The organism is Saccharopolyspora halophila (assembly GCF_039531955.1).
GTDB classification, from domain to species: Bacteria; Actinomycetota; Actinomycetes; order Mycobacteriales; family Pseudonocardiaceae; genus Saccharopolyspora; species Saccharopolyspora halophila.
Map to the genome: position 1 here is coordinate 107,304 of NZ_BAAARA010000015.1, position 15,827 is coordinate 123,130.

The following is a 15,827-nucleotide window of genomic DNA, read 5'->3' on the forward strand; positions in this document are numbered from 1 at the left end:
CCGGTCGGCGGAGGCGGGCCCGATGTTCACTCGTCTTCCGGTGGCGGGCCGCCGCGGATCGAATGCAGCGCGTTCTCCAGCTCCTCGGGCTTGACCAGCACATCGCGGGCCTTGGAGCCCTCCGAGGGGCCGACGACGTTGCGGGACTCCAGCAGGTCCATCAGCCGCCCGGCCTTGGCGAAGCCCACGCGCAGCTTGCGCTGCAGCATCGAGGTCGACCCGAACTGGCTGGTGACCACGAGCTCGGCGGCCTGCAGCAGCACGTCGAGGTCGTCGCCGATGTCGGAGTCGATCTCCTTCTTCTCCCCGGCCTTGGCCGCGGTGACTCCGTCGGTGTAGTCCGGATCGGCCTGGTCCTTGGTGTAGGAGACGATCCGGTTGATCTCCTCGTCGGCGACGAACGCGCCCTGCACGCGGACCGGCTTGGAACCGCCCATCGGCAGGTACAGCGCGTCACCCATGCCGATCAGCTTCTCGGCGCCGGGCTGGTCGAGGATGACCCGCGAGTCGGTCAGCGACGAGGTCGCGAAGGCCAGCCGCGAGGGCACGTTGGTCTTGATCAGACCGGTGACCACGTCCACCGACGGCCGCTGAGTGGCCAGCACCAGGTGGATGCCGGCCGCGCGCGCCTTCTGGGTGATGCGCACGATGGCGTCCTCGACGTCGCGCGGCGCGGTCATCATCAGGTCCGCGAGCTCGTCGACGATGGCCAGGATGTACGGGTACGGCTGGTACTCGCGCTCGCTGCCGGGCGGCGTGGTGATCTCGCCGGACTTCACCTTCTCGTTGAAGTCGTCGATGTGCCGGACCCGGTTGGCCTGCATGTCCTGATAGCGCTGCTCCATCTCCTCGACCAGCCAGGCCAGCGCCGCCGCGGCCTTCTTCGGCACGGTGATGATGGGCGTGATCAGGTGCGGGATGCCCTCGTACGGCGTCAGCTCGACCATCTTCGGGTCGATGAGGATCATCCGGACCTCTTGCGGGGTGGCCCGCGCGAGCAGCGAGACCAGCATCGAGTTGACGAAGCTGGACTTACCGGAACCGGTGGAACCGGCGACCAGCAGGTGCGGCATCTTGGACAGGTTCGCGGTGACCATGTGGCCCTCGATGTCCTTGCCCAGGCCCATCACCAGCGGGTGCATGTCCTTGGCCGCCTCGTTCGAGCGCAGCACGTCACCGAGGCGCACCATCTCGCGGTCGGTGTTGGCCACCTCGATGCCCACGGCCGACTTGCCGGGGATCGGCGCCAGCAGCCGCACGTTCTCGGTGGCCGCGGCGTAGGCGATGTTCTTGGTCAGCGCGGTGATCTTCTCGACCTTCACGCCGGGACCGAGCTCGACCTCGTAGCGGGTGACGGTCGGGCCACGGGTGAAGCCGGTGACCATCGCGTCGATCTTGAACTGCTCGAGGACCCCGGTGATCGCCTCGATCATCGAGTCGTTGACCTTGCTGCGGGTCTTCGGCGGATCGCCGTCGGTCAGCACGTCCAGCGGTGGCAGCTGGTAGTCGCCCTCGACGTTGCGGCTGATCTGCGGCAGCTCGCTCTTCTTCGGCTGCTTCGCGGGCTTGTCCTCCGGCTCGGCCGCGGGAACCTGCTCGGCGGCCTTGGGCTTGTCCGCAGCGGCCTGCTTGGCCGGTCCGGCGGGCACGTCCTCCAGCGCCAGCTGCTTGTCCTCGTCGGACATCGCCGCCTGGCGGCGCCGCGAGGGCCTGCGCAGCTTGACCTCGGCCTCGGTCTCCAGGTCCCTGGGTGGCTCGTCGACGACCTCCGCGTCGTCGCGGAACTTGTCCAGCAGGTCGCGCATCGGGGTGCCGGTGAGAACCAGCGCGCCGAACAGCCCGACCAGCACCAGCACCGGCGCGGCGACCCAGCCGGTGAGCCCGTGCGCGAGCGGTCCGCCCGCCACGAAACCGAGCGCACCACCGGCCACCGGCCACTGCTCGGATTCCAGCGGCGCGCCGGAGAGGATGTGGATGACGCCGAGGGTGGACAGGATCAGCAGGGCGGAGCCGAGCACCACGCGGGGACGCGCGTCCGGTGTGGTCTCGGTGCGCATCAGTATCACCGCGGTGACCGCCAGCACGAGCGGCAGCACGACCGCTCCGATACCGATCACCGAGCGCAGCGCCCAGTCGAACCAGTGACCGACCGGACCGCCCGCCTTCCACCACACACCGGCCGCCGCGATCACGGCGGTGGCCAGGAAGATCAGCGCGAGCCCGTCCCGGCGGTGCGCCGGATCGAGCTCGGGGCGGCCGATGGCTCGGACCACGTTGCCGATGCCGACCGCCAGCCCGCCGCCGGACTTCTTGGTGCTCTTCTTCGCGGGCGCGCGCTTGGCCGGCTGCTTGCGCGGCGCGTGCGTCGAGCTCGGGCGCGGCTTGCTGCCGCCGGTGCCCTTGCCGGCCGAGGACTTGCCGGTCGAGGACTTCGCGGTGGACTTGCCAGCCGAGGAGTTGCTCGTCGAGGTGTTGCGCTTGGTGCTCGCCGAGCTGGACTTGCCGCGCCCGCCAGTGGACCCGCTGCCCTGCGCGCCGGCCTTGCCGCGCGACGAATCACGTCCCCCGTTTGTTGTCCGGCTCGCCATGCCCCACACGGTATCGGCCACCCGCCTCTTCCGTCACAACAACCACAGGAGTGCTGCGGCCGGTCCCGCACGAGCCATCACCCGTGAGAGTCTTGGTAGATGTTTCCGTTTGCGGTTTGCGTAGCGGCGCGGGTAGCGGAACCCCGGACGCCGCCGGGCTGCGGGATCCGCAACTCGAGCAGCGACCTGCGCGGAGCTGCGGTTGTCCTCGCCCGACGACACCTGAGAGCCCGCGGCGGCGCAGGCTGAGTCCCACACCGCATGCGCGGGCGCCGCATGCTGAAAGGACCTCTTAACCATCATGGTTGCCGTACCAGCCGAGCCGGGACCGACACACCGGAGCGACCGCGAGAAGCTGTTCCGCCGATCGCCCCGGCTCTGGCGTGCGATGATGCGGATCAACCGCGCGGTGATCGGGCTGACCGGCCGCCTGGAAGTCACCGGCGACGTCCCGACGGAGTCCGAGGGACCGATGCTGATGGTGGCGAACCACATCGGCAACATCGACCCGCTGGTGCTCGTCGCCGCGTGCCACGAGCGCCGCATCGCCCCGCGCTTCGTGGCCACCGGCGGCCTGTTCAACACCCCGGTCCTGGGCGCTGTGATGCGCAACGCCGGTCACGTCCGCGCCGACCGCGGCAAGGCCACCGCGGCCGAGGCGCTGGGCTATGCCGTCGCCTCGCTGACCGAGGACTCCCGCCCGCTCATCGTCTACCCGGAAGGCCGGATCACCCTCGAGCCGGACATGTGGCCGGAGCGCGGCAAGACCGGCGCGGCCCGAATGGCGCTCGCCTCCGGCGCCCAGGTGGTCCCGATCAGCCAGTGGGGCGCCCACGAGACCATGTGCTACGGCATGGTCCGCGTACGAACCGCCCGTGACCTGTGGATCCTGTTCTCGTCCTGGCTGCGCGCGGTGCGCCGCCGCCCCGTGCTGCGAGTCCACTTCGGCGCGCCAGTGGACCTGACGGACCTCTCCCCGGAACGCGTCGGAGACGCCGCGCGCGCCCGCGACCGCATGATGCGCGCGGTCACCGAGGGCCTGGCCGACCTGCGGGTCGGAGAACTCGGTCACCCGCATCACCGGGACCCGACCCGCCCGGCAACCACCAAGCGCTCCCCCTACCGCGCCTGAATCGCGCCCCCAATTCCCCCGACGGTCGTGGGTGCATCGATCTTCTCCCCAGCCCGGTGCGCCCGCACGGTTCGCCTCGTCAACTGTCCACACTGGGCTTCGCGGCAGGCGGGACGATCGGGCAGACGGGGACGCTCACGAAGAATCACCACCACCGGCCGCCACCGGACCCGGAGCTGCCGAACACCCCCGACCAGCAGCGCGCACGCCGCGAATCTCTTGCGGTGCGGGTACTGACCGGGGGGCGGACTCGCCTGGGTCGAGGACCACGAGCAACCCACCCCGATGCTCATGCCCGATGCAGAATCGGACTCTTGGATCCATTCGGCCGATTCGCCCGCACGCCTGGGTTGCCAGGTTCACGAGGTTTGCGCAGAACGGGACCGACGAGAGGGCCCGATCTGCTGGAGCACGACCGAACACGCGCACCCTGGGGGATTTGTGAAGTCTTCTCGGCTGGTCACGGCATTCGCGGCATCGGTGGCGCTGGCTGCGGCCTTCCCTGCCGCCGCGTTCGCTGCCGACCACAGCATGTACACCCACGACGACGTTTTCCGGCGAGGATCCGGCCGGTCACATGTGGTTCAACGAGTACGGCGACGTCGTCACGCTCTGCGACAACGATGCCGATGGCGAGAAACCCATTCTTCACGTCGCCCTGGGCGATCCGTACGCCCCGGATCGCTACACCCTCACCGTCGGCGGCGGGGGAAACTGCGTCACCGCGCGCGCGAGTGACGGCGGCTCCCACAACCTGCCGGAGAACACCGACATCGGGTTCTTGATCTGCGTCCACCCGGACAGCTACTGCAATGCCAACACCTGGCACAACGACAACTGAGCTCGTCCGCATCGCCCCGCTGTGAACCCGCCCGGGCACGGGTCCTCGTCGAAAGCAGCGGACTGCCGGGCGGGTGCCTGCACGGCGGCCGCAACCCTTCCGCTCCCGGGCAGGCACCCACGAGTCTCGACCGCCGAGGACCGAGACTGCAGGGCCGAAAGACCTGCGGCGAGACCCAAGAGGCTCCCGCCCCAAACCACAGCGCGTCCTGCCGGCGCAACCGATGGCGGGGTCCGGGCAGGGAACGGCTGCCCGGATCCCGCCTCCCGAGCACCGAACAAGACATATCAGCACATGCCGGTCGATTTGCGGCGAATCGACATCGCGAGGCGCCGGCCCTCGACCATGCTGCTCGGGGTTGCGGAACATCCATGTCGGATCGCTGAGCCCTCGGCGTCCCCGCTGCGGCTCTCGGCAATGTCGGAGTCGTGCCCCGCCTCGTCACGCTGCGAGGACGTGAACTTCTCCAGGGCCGCCATCAGCACGAATTGAGTTGCGCAGATGGTCCGGCCGGGTCGTCGCCCGAGCGTCAGTACGTTCGGCCGCGGGGACCGGGAACAACGAGCGCCCCGTTGACGATGGCAAAAAAACGTTCCAGTCCTGGTACCAGGGTGTGCACAGCGCTCACGTCGTCCGGTAGTACGGCTAGGTGCCGTTGGTAGGCGGTGAACCCGGCCGCGGCCAGACGGGCGAGAACCGCGCGCAATTGTGCACGCGGGGATTCGGGCGAAGGTTGGTCGAGGAACGCTGTGGTGTGCGCCCCTCGCAAAGCGTCGGTGAGGTCGAAGCGAGCGCAGCGGTGCAGTGCCGGATAGGGCTTCAGCGGGGTCAGGGCAACGGGCGGCGGCGCGGTACGAGGCATTTGGGATTGGAGGAGCTCGGTGATCGCGCCGCTGACGGCGTCGCGTGTGGCGAGCGCGGCAGCTTGACCTCGGCGATAAGCGGGGCCGTCGCTGGGGGTGCAGTAGGCGAGAACGGTCGGGATGCCCAGGTCGGTCGTGGCGTCGACGAGGTAGATCGTGGCGCTGACTTCACGCTGGGCCTGGCTGTGGAGCAGGGCGAGCTCTTCCGGCAGGGTGCGCGGGTCGATGACCGTGGGCGGCCGACCCGACATGAGAGCGCGAATCGTCAGAAGTGAGCACGCGTCACGTTCCACCGTCTCCAGCAAGGCGTGGACAGCGGCCTCGTCCTGGGTAGGTGCGAGGCCGTAACCGGACTGGACGGAGTACCGGGACAGCCCCTGGTAATCGGCGCGGTCGCCGACGCGATCCCGGTAGACGTGTCCATCGTGACCCGCGTACCACGGGGCACCCAGGTACAGCGGGAACGTCGCGCCGTCGCGGCCAGCATGAAGTGCCTGGTAGGGGTAGCACGCGATTTCGCTGCCGGTGAGCTGCCTGAGCAGTGGCGCGCTAGCTTCTTCGGCCAGTACGCCGTCGGCGAGCTCCTCGGCGGGGATGAAACGCACGGCCGCACCGTCCAGGCTCGCCGGACCTGTCACGAAACGCTCCAGCGCCTCGCTCAGCGCATAAAGGCGCGCTTCGGCCTGGTTGTGCCCCTTGCCGAGACCGTGAGCACCCGGTGCGGGCGCACCGGCATCATCGATCAGCTCACATTCCGACAGAGACACCACACCGGTCCGCGAGCGCCAGCGCGGCCGCAGGCCCACGCTCAGGGCGACCTGCTCGATGGTCGTCGTCGCCGGGCCAGCACCACCGAGGGTCGGCGGGGAGAACACCGAGGCCTCCCCAACCGACCCGCACCGGTGAGCGCTGTCGAGCTCACCTCCGGATGGCACGCGTTTACGCGTCCCCGGGTGCCGAGTTCGTCGTGGTCGTCGTGGTCGTCGCCAACTCGGCGGCCAGCGCCTCCTCGGTGGCCGTCAGCCGCGTGCCTTCCGGCTGCTCCGCCACCTTCATGTCGCCGTTGATACCAGCCACAGAGAATCCCTCCAGGATCTCGTTGAGCGTCCGAACGCGGCCGTGGATGCGCCGCCCTGCGACGGTATGGGCAAGATCAACCAGCGCACCACACCTAGCGCGCAGACGCACCTGATCGGAGCAGGACCGCAGGAAACCAGAACGCCCGCTGGCCGATCCACGCGTGAACCACCCTCAGGTCGATTCCGAGGACCGCTTCATCGCATCGAGCCTCACACCGGCAGGGTCGCGATAAGCGCTCTGCGGGCCGCCGGTTTTCACTCCGGCGCGGTTCGGGGGCGCCGCATCCGGGGGTCGGCACGCGCACCCGGAGGCCGCACCGCGAGCTAGTCATCGACCGCATCGGCGACCTCGACCGGCACTGCCAACCGCGCGACATCTTTGCGCGAGACCAGCGCGGCTGCGGTTCTGGTCTCGCGATATCGCCCGCGGCCGGGGTGCTCTCGATTCATCGAGGGCGCCCCGTTCACGTTTTTTCGAGCCGCCCACCGTGTACGCATTGCGACATTCAGGTGACTCCCGGAGTGATCAGCGGACCACTGTAGGGTGATGACCCTCATAGTGCTGACTGCCCCAGAACGCTGCGCGCACGCGCGGGCTCTGGCGAGAATGAGCAGCGCTCAGACGTGTCACACGAAGGATGGGGGAAGCCGACGTGGCCGGGTACGTAGTCGATCCAGCGGGCCTCGAGAACGCGATCAAGAAGCTCGAGGGCATCCGGGACGATGCAGACACCCTTCACCAGCAGGCTGCTGAGGTGAAGCCAGGTGAACTCACCGCGCAGGACACGTATACCGCCAAGGCGCGTCAGGCGATCCAGGACCGCGCAACGGCGGACAGCGGCTCGTTGAGCATGACCGTCGGTGAGCTCCGTACAAAGCTCACCGAGAAGATCGATGCATACAAGTCGGCCCTCGAGGAGTACCGGCGCAACGACGAGGCTGCGGCAGCCGAGGCCCGTAGGACGCAGGCATGATCGAAAACGGGAACCCAACAATGAGCCTGCTTAAGCGTGTCAGCACGTTCACCATTGCCGCTTTGATGGTCGTCTTCATGGCGGCCTGCTCGGGCGGCGACAAGCCTCCCGAGCCAACGCCGCAGCCCCAGGGATCCGGCTCCAAGATCAGCAATCCGAAAGATGCGCTGAGCGTTGAGCTGTGCAGTTTGCTGCCTCCCGAAGGCGCCTCAGCCGTCGGTCTCGATCCGGCTGGCGAGATCGACGATGGCCCAAAGCTTTCCGACGATGCCGCGGAGACCTGCCTTTGGAAGTCCCCGGATGGCCATGACTCGCTCAGGTTCAGTGTCCTTACAGACCGATCGATCAAGGACTACCACGACAACAAGTCGCAGTACTCCGACTATCAAGAACTGACGATCGGGGGATACCCGGCGGTGCGCGCCAACAAGGCCGACCCAGCGCAGTCCGGATCCTGCTCAATTTTCCTCGCTGTAGCAGACCGCCAAGTAGTGCACGCATACGCTGCTCAAGCGAGCATCACGGACCCCTGCGCTATCTCGCAGAAAGCGCTTGAGTCCAGCGTTCCGACCTTGCCGGCCGCGAAGTAAGAGCCTCCGGGGGATCACGAATCATGCTTGAAATGTGCTACGCCAGTAGCGCCAAGGAATACCGCAAGCAGATGGGCGGCGCGCCCGACGCAACCAGCATTCCTACGCCTACGGACGAAGGCGTGCAGAAGTGGGACAAGGTCGCGCAGGCGTTCGACCAGATGAACGACGACATCGCCAGCGCCCTGCGTGCTGCTGAGGCTGCGCACACCGGCGCGGCCGCCGACGCCGCCAATGCCTCGATCGGCGAGATCAAGCCGATCGTCGACGCGGCTGCGCAGACTTCGCGGCAGGTCAAGGACGCGCTGGTTGAGCAGGACACCAACCAGCACAGCACGTTCCAGTCCCTGCCCAACCAGGGCGACACGTTGCCGAGCGGGCAGCAGGCGATTCTGGATCCGCCGCAGAAGGGTTGGGTCGAGGACTGGGGTCTCGACTCGAACCCGGTGACCGGCTGGATGTCCGACTACGAGGACCGCCAGCAGGCCTACATGGACACGAACACGCAGGCCAACCAGGCCATGGAGCGCTACAGCACGCAGACCGAGGCGAACATCGGCCGGCTGCCCGAGTTCCAGCCGGTCGACCAGGCGCCGCCTCCGGGTGCTCAGCAGCCGGTCGGTGTCACGCCGACCTCCGGCTCGTACACCTCCGGCGGCAGCGGCTCGGACTACGGCGGGGCCGCCTACAGCGGCGCTGCCCCGGCTGGGACCTCCTCGGCCTCGGCCGCGCCCGCGGGGGCTCCCACCGCGGGTGCGGGTGCGCTCGGGTCCTCCTCCCCCGCCCCGGCGGGTACCTCCTCGGCCTGGGCGCAGACGCCCGGTGGCACCGGCGTGCTGCCGCCCGGTGTGGTGCGCGGCCCGGACGGAGCGCTGTACCGGAAGAACCCGCAGACCGGAACCTGGGAACGCCAGGTCAACGGGCGCTGGATCTCCGCGGGCAGCAACCCCGGTGGGCGCAAGAACTCCGGCGGCAACGGCGGTGCCGCCGCGCCGCTCGCCGGTCGTGGCGGTGGCTTCGCCGGGCGCGGGATTGGCGAGCCCGGCATGGGTGGTGCGCGCGGCTTCGGTGAGCCAGGTGCCGGTGGTCGTGCCGGTGCTGGTGCGCTCGGAGCCGGTCAGGCCGGTGCGCCCGGTGCCGCCGGTGCTCGTGGCGCCAACGGCATGGGCGCGGGTGCGGGCGCTGCCGGGCGCGGCACCGGCGCGCAGGGCGAGGAAGAGGCCGAGCCCGAGCGTCCCAGCTGGCTCATCGAGGAAGAGGACGTCTGGACCAACGACATGCAGCGCACCGCGCCGCCGGTCTTCGGTGACGTCGCCTCGGATCGCTGAGCATGTCCGGGCGCGAACTGGCTCTGCCCCCCGCCGCGGCGAACTACCTGTGCACCCGGTACGACCTGCAGCTGCATCCCCTGCTGCGGGTCGGCTGGCTGCCCGTCGACGCCACCGAGCAGGACAAGGCCGAGGCCGCTGAGCTCGGCAGGCAGCAACTGGGGCAACAGGGTCTGCTGGACGCCGACGGGCTGCACCCGTTCGTCGAGGACGCCATCCGGCTGCTGGCCCGGCCGCCGCTCGCAGTCGGGCTGGCGGTCAACCGGCGCGAGGGCGAGAACTTCAACGCGGTGCTGGCCGAGTACGGCCGCAGCACCGTGCAGGCGTACCAGGCCGACGGGGACACTCCCGACGACCTGCGGGACATCGTGATCAAGCTGCAGGAGTCCGGCGGTCCCGCGGGCAACGCCGTCGGCCTCCTCGGCAGGATCAGCACGGCCGAGGGCTCGTCGGTGTCGGTCCCCTACGACAAGCTCCAGCAGGTCACCGAGTGGATGAGCCGCGGCGACGACAAGAATCTCTCGGCGGCCCTGAGCCACCTGGGCATCCGAGGGGCGGCGGCGCGCACGCTGGTCACGGCGTTCACCGCCAAGCGCGACCTGGAGGGCCTGTTCACGGTGCGCACCTTCGACGACAAGGTCCGCCGCACCCGCGCGCTGCCGTTCGGCACGCAGTTCTTCAACACCGAGGCCGGGTGCTTCTTCGCGCAGCGCAAACCGGGGCGGGACGGCCAGGAGTGGTACATCCTCGCCCCCGCGGACACGCGCAAGCTCACCGGCGTGGTCAACGAGATGGTCAAGCTCCTGACCAGCCCCACAGCACGAATCTGACGCCCTGCGCGGCAGAACCGAGCGACCCGTGCGCCGAGACGTCGGTGCCGCACGACCGAAGAGCGCGGTACTTCGGATGAACAGCGGACTTCCCGCCTCGGATCTCGTGACGCAGGCCGCGGGTGCGCTGGTGGCCACGTGCGGGTCCTCGGAGGGCGCGTGCGGTCCTCGGAGCGGCCGCGGGAACTGCCGCTTGACGACGTTCGTCCCTGCGAGCTCGTGCTCACTTCCACGCTTTCGAGCGTTGGCAGCACCGCACCGCCGCACCCGCTGTCGCCCGTTGAAGGCGTGAACGCGGAGGGGATCAGGTGCTGCTTCACCCCTCGTTCCGGTGCCGATACCAGCGCTGCCGCAGTGACCAATCAGGACATCGATCGTTGGACGGTTGGCTCGATGGAGTCGTTCACGAGCACCGAATAGCGTCGTGTGCGGGGATTTCACACCATCGCGGTGGAGGCGGTGATCCCGCCGGTCCGCACGACCCGTACCTGCTGCACGTGGGCGTGGCCGGCGGGACGTCGTCGAAGGTAGCTGTGCAGCAGAACCGCGCGGACGATCTGTCCACCTGCGAAATCGCCCGGCAGCTCGCCGATGCCGCCGTACGAGGGCTCGGATGGCTTCAGTCGCGCTGCGCCCCGGTGGGGTCGACGGACTTCACCGAACACTCCGGACAGACCAGGGGCCGGCTCCGGGAGAGGGAGCCGGCCCCTGGCCGAACCGAGCCTTGCGGGCCGCGTCAGCCCTGCGGGTGGTCCACGATCGGCGCGTTGACGCAGTTGCTGGTGTTCGGCGAAGCGATGGGCGCCGTGATGCCCAGCGCGGCGACGTTGTTGCCGCACAGCTGAATCGGCAGCACGCTAGCGTTGTTGTCGTTCAGCACGTTGACACCATCGTTGTCCGCGCTGTCAGCGAAGGCCGGGGAGCCGATCGCCAGCATTGCCGTCGCAGCGGCAGCCGCGCCGATAAGTCGAGCGGAAGTACGCACGTTTAGACCCCAATCTGCTCCAGTGGTCATTCGACCGGGAGAAGACTCACCCGAGCCCTCCGTTCCGGCGAACTTCACCCTTGCAGCGACTTCCGGGGCCAGCTTGCTCAGTACTCCCAACGTGGACAGCAGACCACCCCGCCGTGGGTCGGCGAACCCTGCGTGCACAGCCGACCCGGACAAAGCCGATCTGCCTGCCGCCCGCTCGGGTGAACGAAGATCCACAAGACTGGATCAGATCGAAACGGACAGACCTCAATGGACAGCACGTGCGAACACGCCGGGTGCTGCGCGAACCCCCTCGGGGAACGCCGCCCGGGCCAAGCGGTGCGAGAACGCCTCAGGAACTCACCGGCAGCACGTTGGGCACGATCATCGGGCGCCTGCGGTACTTCTCGGCGACCCAGCGGCCGACGACCCTGCGCACCGCCTGGGCGATACGGTGCGTGTCCGCGATGCCCTCGGCCTCGGTGCGGGCCAGCTCCATCTCGACCAGCGGCACCACGTCGTCCAGCGCCTTCGGATCGTCGGAGAAGCCGCGACCGGAGATCGTCGGCGGCGAGACCGCCCGACCGGTGGCGGCCTCCACCGCGACCGTGATCGCGATGAACCCGCCCTCGCCGAGCACCAGACGATCCGACAGCGTCGACTCGCCGACGTCGCCGACCGACAGGCCGTCCACGTAGACGTGCCCGACCTCGACCCGGCCGACCGTGCTGGCGATCCCGTCGACGAGGTCGACGACCACGCCGTCCTCGGCGATCACCACCCGCTCGCCCGGCACACCGGTCAGCCCGGCCAGCTCGGCGTTGGCCCGCAGGTGCCGCCACTCGCCGTGCACCGGCATCACGTTGCTCGGGCGGACGGCGTTGTAGAGGTAGAGCAGCTCACCGGCCGAGGCGTGCCCGGAGACGTGGACCTTGGCGTGGCCCTGGTGCACCACGTCCGCGCCCAGCCGGACCAGGCCGTTGACCACGCCGAAGACCGCGGTCTCGTTGCCCGGGATCATCGAGCTGGCCAGCACCACCGTGTCGCCCGCGCGGACCTTGATCTGCTTGTGCTCGCCGCGCGCCATCCGGGACAACGCCGACAGCGGCTCGCCCTGGGAACCGGTGGACACGAAGGCCACCTCCTCCTCGGGCATCTCCAGCGCGTCGTCGAGTTCGACCAGCAGGCCCTCCGGGACCTCGAGCATGCCCAGGTCGGCGGCGATGCCCATGTTGCGCACCATCGACCGGCCCACGAAGCACACCTTGCGGCCGTAGGCGTGCGCGACGTCCAGGACCTGCTGCACGCGATGCACGTGGCTGGCGAAGCAGGCCACGATGACGCGCTGCGTCGCCTTGCCGATCACCTGATCCAGCACCGGACCGATCTCGCGCTCCGGGGTGACGAACCCGGGAACCTCGGCGTTGGTGGAGTCGACCAGGAACAGGTCCACGCCCTCGTCGCCGAGCCGGGAGAAGCCGGCCAGGTCGGTCAACCGGTTGTCCAGCGGCAACTGGTCCAGCTTGATGTCACCGGTGTGCAGCACGACGCCCGCGGGGGTGCGGATGCCCACCGCCAGCGCATCCGGGATCGAGTGGTTGACCGCGAAGAACTCCAGGTCGAAGGAACCGTGCGTGCTCCGCTGGCCCTCCGCGACCTCGATCAGCGTCGGGTTCAACCGGTGCTCGCGGCACTTGGCCGCGAGCAGGGCCAGGGTGAACTTCGAGCCCACGACCGGCATGTCCGGCCGCAGTCGCAGCAGGAACGGGACGGCACCGAGGTGGTCCTCGTGGCCGTGCGTGAGCACCAGCGCTTCCACGTCGTCGAGGCGGTCCTCGATGGCCGCGAAGTCCGGCAGGATCAGGTCCACACCAGGCTGCTCGTCCTCCGGGAACAGCACGCCGCAGTCGACGATGAGCAACTTGCCGTGGTACTCGAAGACGGTCATGTTGCGGCCGACCTCGCCGATGCCACCGAGCGCGACGACGCGAAGCCCACCTTCGGCCAGGGGCGGCGGTGGCGCCGAGGAAGTGGGCGTCACCGGGTGATACTCGGGGGCTGTCGCGTTCGCGCTCAAATCTGCTTCACCTCTGGGCAGCGTCCGGATTGACCAATACCAGCCCAGCATCCCACAGGTCACTGGTGATCAAGCGAACCTGCTCCTCGGTGGCCGCGGGCAGCGGCAACCGAGGCTGCCCGGTTTCGTAGCCGCACAACCGAAGTGCCGTCTTCGCGAAGATGACGCCACCGACGAAGTTCATCGAGCGGTAGACCGGCAGGAGTCCATTGTGGATCTCCCGGGCGCCCGTCACGTCGCCGGACTCGTAGGCGTCGAGCATGCTGCGCAGCCGGTCGCCGACCACGTGGCCGATCACGCTGACGAAGCCGACCGCGCCGACCGACAGCCACGGCAGGTTCAGCGGGTCCTCGCCGGAGTAGTAGGCCAGCCCGGTGTCGTTCATGGTCTCGCTGCCGGCCCACAGGTCGTGCTTGGAGTCCTTGACGGCCACGATCTTCGGGTGCTCGGCCAGCCGCTTGAGGGTGTCGACCTGGATCGGCACGACCGAGCGCGGCGGGATGTCGTAGAGCATCACCGGCAGCTCGGTCGCGTCGGCCATCTCCCAGAAGTGCTGGTAGATGCCTTCCTGCGGCGGGCGCGAGTAGTAGGGGGTGACCGCGAGCAGACCGTGCGCCCCGGCCTTCTCCGCGCCGCGGGCCAGCTCGACCGAGTGCTGCGTGTTGTTGGTGCCCGCGCCGGCCACCACGGTCGCCCGGTCGCCGACGGCCTCGACCACCGCGCGCAGCAGCTGTTCCTTCTCCAGGTCGGTGGTCGTCGGGCTCTCACCGGTGGTGCCGTTGACGATCAGCCCGTCGTTGCCGACGCTGTCGACCAGGTAGGTGGCGAGCTCCTGCGCCAGCTTGAGGTCGACGTTTCCGTCTTCGTCGAACGGCGTGACCATGGCGGTCAGGACGCGGCCGAACGGGCGGCCCGGAATGGCGGAAGGGCAGTCGGTCATACCTCCGACGCTACCTGTGCGTCCCCCGTCCGAAGCCACCGGCCAAGGGGTGCGCGCACCGCCGGAAAAGCCGTTCCGCGAGGCTCGCCGCGGCCGTTCTTCTTCCGGCGCGCAGGCGCTCCGGCAGGCTGGTTTTCGCCCGCCGGAGGCTCAGAACGAGCGGCGCAGGTCCTCCATCGCGAGGATGTCGGCCTCGTTGCCGTCGAAGGTCACATTCGCTTCCTTGCGGCCGAACGCGTACATGATCAGCTCGCTGGGTTCGCCCATGATCCGGACCGTGCGCGGGCCCCGCTTGGCCGCGATCTCGGTCCCGTCGGTGCGGCGCAGCACCACGCCGACCGGGCTGCGGCTGTAGAACACCTTGGCCACCCGGCCGAGCGACTTCCAGAGCGCTTCCTCGCGCGCCTGGTCGGCGGGGCGCGGCTGCCAGCCGGAGGTGGCGCGGCGGACGTCCTCGTGGTGGACGTAGAACTCGGCGGCGTTGACCGCCTCGTCCACCCCGCCGAGGCTCATCGGGTTCCACTTCGGCGGGCCCTGCCGAACCCGGTCGACCAGTTCGCCCCAGGGCAGCTCCCGCAGCTCCTGCTCGGCCTGCTCGCCGCGGTCGGACAGCGCCTTGATCAGCTTGCCCGCCAGCGCGTCCGGGCGGCGTTCGCGCACCACGAGGTGCACCGCGAGATCCCTGGTCCGCCAGTCGCCGCACAGCGTCGGCGCGTCCGGGCCGACCTGTTCGAACAGCTGGCACAACAACTGGCGCTCATCACCGGCGACACCCATGCGCCCCACTGTAGCCACAACCGCCACGCGCCGTGCGCGGCTTCCCTCTTTCGTTACCGACCGGACGCGGCCGGTCAGCCCTCGGCGACGTACGGGCTGGAGGCCACCTCGGTGCCGTCCCGGAGCGCGGTGACCTGGAAGTCGTCGAACACGTTCGGCACGGCGCCCTGCAGCTGCTTCAGGCACTCCACGGCGAGGTTGCGGATCTCCACATCGGCGTGCTCCGAGGCGCGCATCGCGATGAAGTGCCGCCAGGCGCGGTAGTTGCCGGAGACCACGATCCGGGTCTCGATGGCGTTGGGCAGCACCGAGCGCGCCGCCTGGCGGGCCTGCTTGCCGCGCAACGTCGCCTTCGGCTCGTCGGCGAACTTCTCCTCCAGCGCGGCCAGCAGGTCCGAGTAGGCCTCCGCGCTGGCCTCGGTGGCCTTGACGAACTTCTCGTGCAGCTCCGGGTCCTCGGCGATCACGTCGGGCTCGACCACCGCGGCGTCCGGTTCCGGGACGTAGCGCTGGGACAGCTGCGAGTAGGAGAAGTGCCGGTGCCGGATCAGCTCGTGGGTCAGCGAGCGGGACATGCCGGTCAGGTAGAAGGTCACCGTGCCGTGCTCGAGCACCGCCAGGTGGCCGACCTCCAGGATGTGCTGCAGGTAGCCCGCGTTGGTGGCCGTCTTCGGGTTGGGCTTGTCCCAGGACTGGTAGCACGCGCGACCGGCGAACTCGGCCAGCGCCGCGCCGCCGTCGGCATCGGTCGAGAAGTCCACGTCCTCCGGTGGGACGAACTCGGTCCTGCCGATCAGCTGCACCTTCGGCCGCACGATCTCGGTCACGTGGGGCG

The 15,827-nt window shown here is 69.2% G+C and carries 15 protein-coding genes; 6 read left to right on the forward strand and 9 right to left on the reverse strand.

Going from position 1 to position 15,827, the window contains the following annotated elements:
* Positions 1-26: 26 nt before the first annotated feature.
* Positions 27-2,588: an FtsK/SpoIIIE family DNA translocase gene (locus tag ABD289_RS18930; protein ID WP_344134359.1), complete on the reverse strand. Its 2,562-nt coding sequence runs from the start codon at positions 2,586-2,588 to the stop codon at positions 27-29.
* 391 nt (positions 2,589-2,979) lie between these two features.
* On the opposite strand from ABD289_RS18930, the gene ABD289_RS18935 reads away from it, so the two are divergent.
* Complete coding sequence (locus tag ABD289_RS18935; RefSeq protein ID WP_344134362.1) at positions 2,980-3,720, forward strand: lysophospholipid acyltransferase family protein; 741 nt, start codon at positions 2,980-2,982, stop codon at positions 3,718-3,720.
* Positions 3,721-4,297: 577 nt separating this feature from the next.
* On the forward strand, positions 4,298-4,561 hold the full coding sequence (locus tag ABD289_RS18940) for a hypothetical protein (protein WP_344134365.1): 264 nt from the start codon (positions 4,298-4,300) through the stop codon (positions 4,559-4,561).
* Between the two features lie 287 nt (positions 4,562-4,848).
* Here ABD289_RS18940 and ABD289_RS18945 read toward each other — a convergent pair whose 3' ends face one another.
* The 3 genes from ABD289_RS18945 to ABD289_RS18955 form a co-directional block, all read right to left on the reverse strand.
* Entirely contained in the window at positions 4,849-5,040 is a 192-nt protein-coding gene (locus ABD289_RS18945) for a hypothetical protein (protein ID WP_344134368.1), read from the reverse strand.
* Between the two features lie 50 nt (positions 5,041-5,090).
* The gene (locus ABD289_RS18950; RefSeq protein WP_344134371.1) at positions 5,091-6,299 is read right to left on the reverse strand and encodes a YcaO-like family protein; all 1,209 of its coding nucleotides are present in this window, start codon (positions 6,297-6,299) and stop codon (positions 5,091-5,093) included.
* Positions 6,300-6,363: 64 nt separating this feature from the next.
* Positions 6,364-6,501, reverse strand: a complete 138-nt coding sequence (locus ABD289_RS18955) for a hypothetical protein (protein ID WP_344134374.1) — start codon at positions 6,499-6,501, stop codon at positions 6,364-6,366.
* A gap of 655 nt (positions 6,502-7,156) precedes the next feature.
* Between ABD289_RS18955 and ABD289_RS18960 the strand changes: the two genes are divergently transcribed.
* The 4 genes from ABD289_RS18960 to ABD289_RS18975 are packed head-to-tail and all read left to right on the forward strand — an operon-like array spanning position 7,157 to position 10,225.
* On the forward strand, positions 7,157-7,477 hold the full coding sequence (locus ABD289_RS18960) for a hypothetical protein (RefSeq protein ID WP_344134377.1): 321 nt from the start codon (positions 7,157-7,159) through the stop codon (positions 7,475-7,477).
* A complete protein-coding gene (locus ABD289_RS18965; RefSeq protein WP_344134380.1) occupies positions 7,474-8,067 on the forward strand; it encodes a DUF3558 domain-containing protein in 594 nt (197 codons plus the stop codon). Before ABD289_RS18960 ends, ABD289_RS18965 begins: the two co-directional genes overlap by 4 nt.
* 32 nt (positions 8,068-8,099) lie before the next feature.
* Complete coding sequence (locus tag ABD289_RS18970; protein ID WP_344134383.1) at positions 8,100-9,395, forward strand: hypothetical protein; 1,296 nt, start codon at positions 8,100-8,102, stop codon at positions 9,393-9,395.
* Between the two features lie 2 nt (positions 9,396-9,397).
* The gene (locus ABD289_RS18975) at positions 9,398-10,225 is read left to right on the forward strand and encodes an ESX secretion-associated protein EspG (RefSeq protein WP_344134386.1); all 828 of its coding nucleotides are present in this window, start codon (positions 9,398-9,400) and stop codon (positions 10,223-10,225) included.
* A gap of 736 nt (positions 10,226-10,961) precedes the next feature.
* Here ABD289_RS18975 and ABD289_RS18980 read toward each other — a convergent pair.
* The 5 genes from ABD289_RS18980 to thyX all read right to left on the reverse strand — a co-directional run bounded on the left by ABD289_RS18980 (position 10,962) and on the right by thyX (position 15,819).
* The gene (locus ABD289_RS18980; RefSeq protein WP_344134389.1) at positions 10,962-11,330 is read right to left on the reverse strand and encodes a hypothetical protein; all 369 of its coding nucleotides are present in this window, start codon (positions 11,328-11,330) and stop codon (positions 10,962-10,964) included.
* A gap of 220 nt (positions 11,331-11,550) precedes the next feature.
* The gene (locus tag ABD289_RS18985; RefSeq protein WP_344134392.1) at positions 11,551-13,275 is read right to left on the reverse strand and encodes a ribonuclease J; all 1,725 of its coding nucleotides are present in this window, start codon (positions 13,273-13,275) and stop codon (positions 11,551-11,553) included.
* 7 nt (positions 13,276-13,282) lie between these two features.
* Entirely contained in the window at positions 13,283-14,215 is a 933-nt protein-coding gene (gene dapA, locus ABD289_RS18990) for a 4-hydroxy-tetrahydrodipicolinate synthase (RefSeq protein ID WP_344134395.1), read from the reverse strand.
* 150 nt (positions 14,216-14,365) lie between these two features.
* Positions 14,366-14,992 carry a TIGR03085 family metal-binding protein gene (locus tag ABD289_RS18995; RefSeq protein ID WP_344134398.1) on the reverse strand — a complete coding sequence of 209 codons (627 nt, stop codon included), beginning with the start codon at positions 14,990-14,992 and terminating at the stop codon, positions 14,366-14,368.
* Positions 14,993-15,066: 74 nt separating this feature from the next.
* Entirely contained in the window at positions 15,067-15,819 is a 753-nt protein-coding gene (gene thyX / locus ABD289_RS19000) for an FAD-dependent thymidylate synthase (protein ID WP_344134401.1), read from the reverse strand.
* Positions 15,820-15,827: the final 8 nt, after the last annotated feature.

What these genes read in the sequence shown, in the direction of transcription:
- ABD289_RS18935 (WP_344134362.1), top strand. Translation starts at nt 2,980, where the DNA reads ATGCGGATCAACCGCGCGGTGATCGGGCTGACCGGCCGCCTGGAAGTC.
- ABD289_RS18975 (WP_344134386.1), top strand. Translation starts at nt 9,398, where the DNA reads ATGTCCGGGCGCGAACTGGCTCTGCCCCCCGCCGCGGCGAACTACCTG.
- ABD289_RS18940 (WP_344134365.1), top strand. Translation starts at nt 4,298, where the DNA reads ATGTGGTTCAACGAGTACGGCGACGTCGTCACGCTCTGCGACAACGAT.
- ABD289_RS18965 (WP_344134380.1), top strand. Translation starts at nt 7,474, where the DNA reads ATGATCGAAAACGGGAACCCAACAATGAGCCTGCTTAAGCGTGTCAGC.
- ABD289_RS18945 (WP_344134368.1), bottom strand. Translation starts at nt 5,040, where the DNA reads ATGGCGGCCCTGGAGAAGTTCACGTCCTCGCAGCGTGACGAGGCGGGG.
- dapA (WP_344134395.1), bottom strand. Translation starts at nt 14,215, where the DNA reads ATGACCGACTGCCCTTCCGCCATTCCGGGCCGCCCGTTCGGCCGCGTC.
- ABD289_RS18995 (WP_344134398.1), bottom strand. Translation starts at nt 14,992, where the DNA reads ATGGGTGTCGCCGGTGATGAGCGCCAGTTGTTGTGCCAGCTGTTCGAA.
- ABD289_RS18930 (WP_344134359.1), bottom strand. Translation starts at nt 2,588, where the DNA reads ATGGCGAGCCGGACAACAAACGGGGGACGTGATTCGTCGCGCGGCAAG.
- ABD289_RS18970 (WP_344134383.1), top strand. Translation starts at nt 8,100, where the DNA reads ATGTGCTACGCCAGTAGCGCCAAGGAATACCGCAAGCAGATGGGCGGC.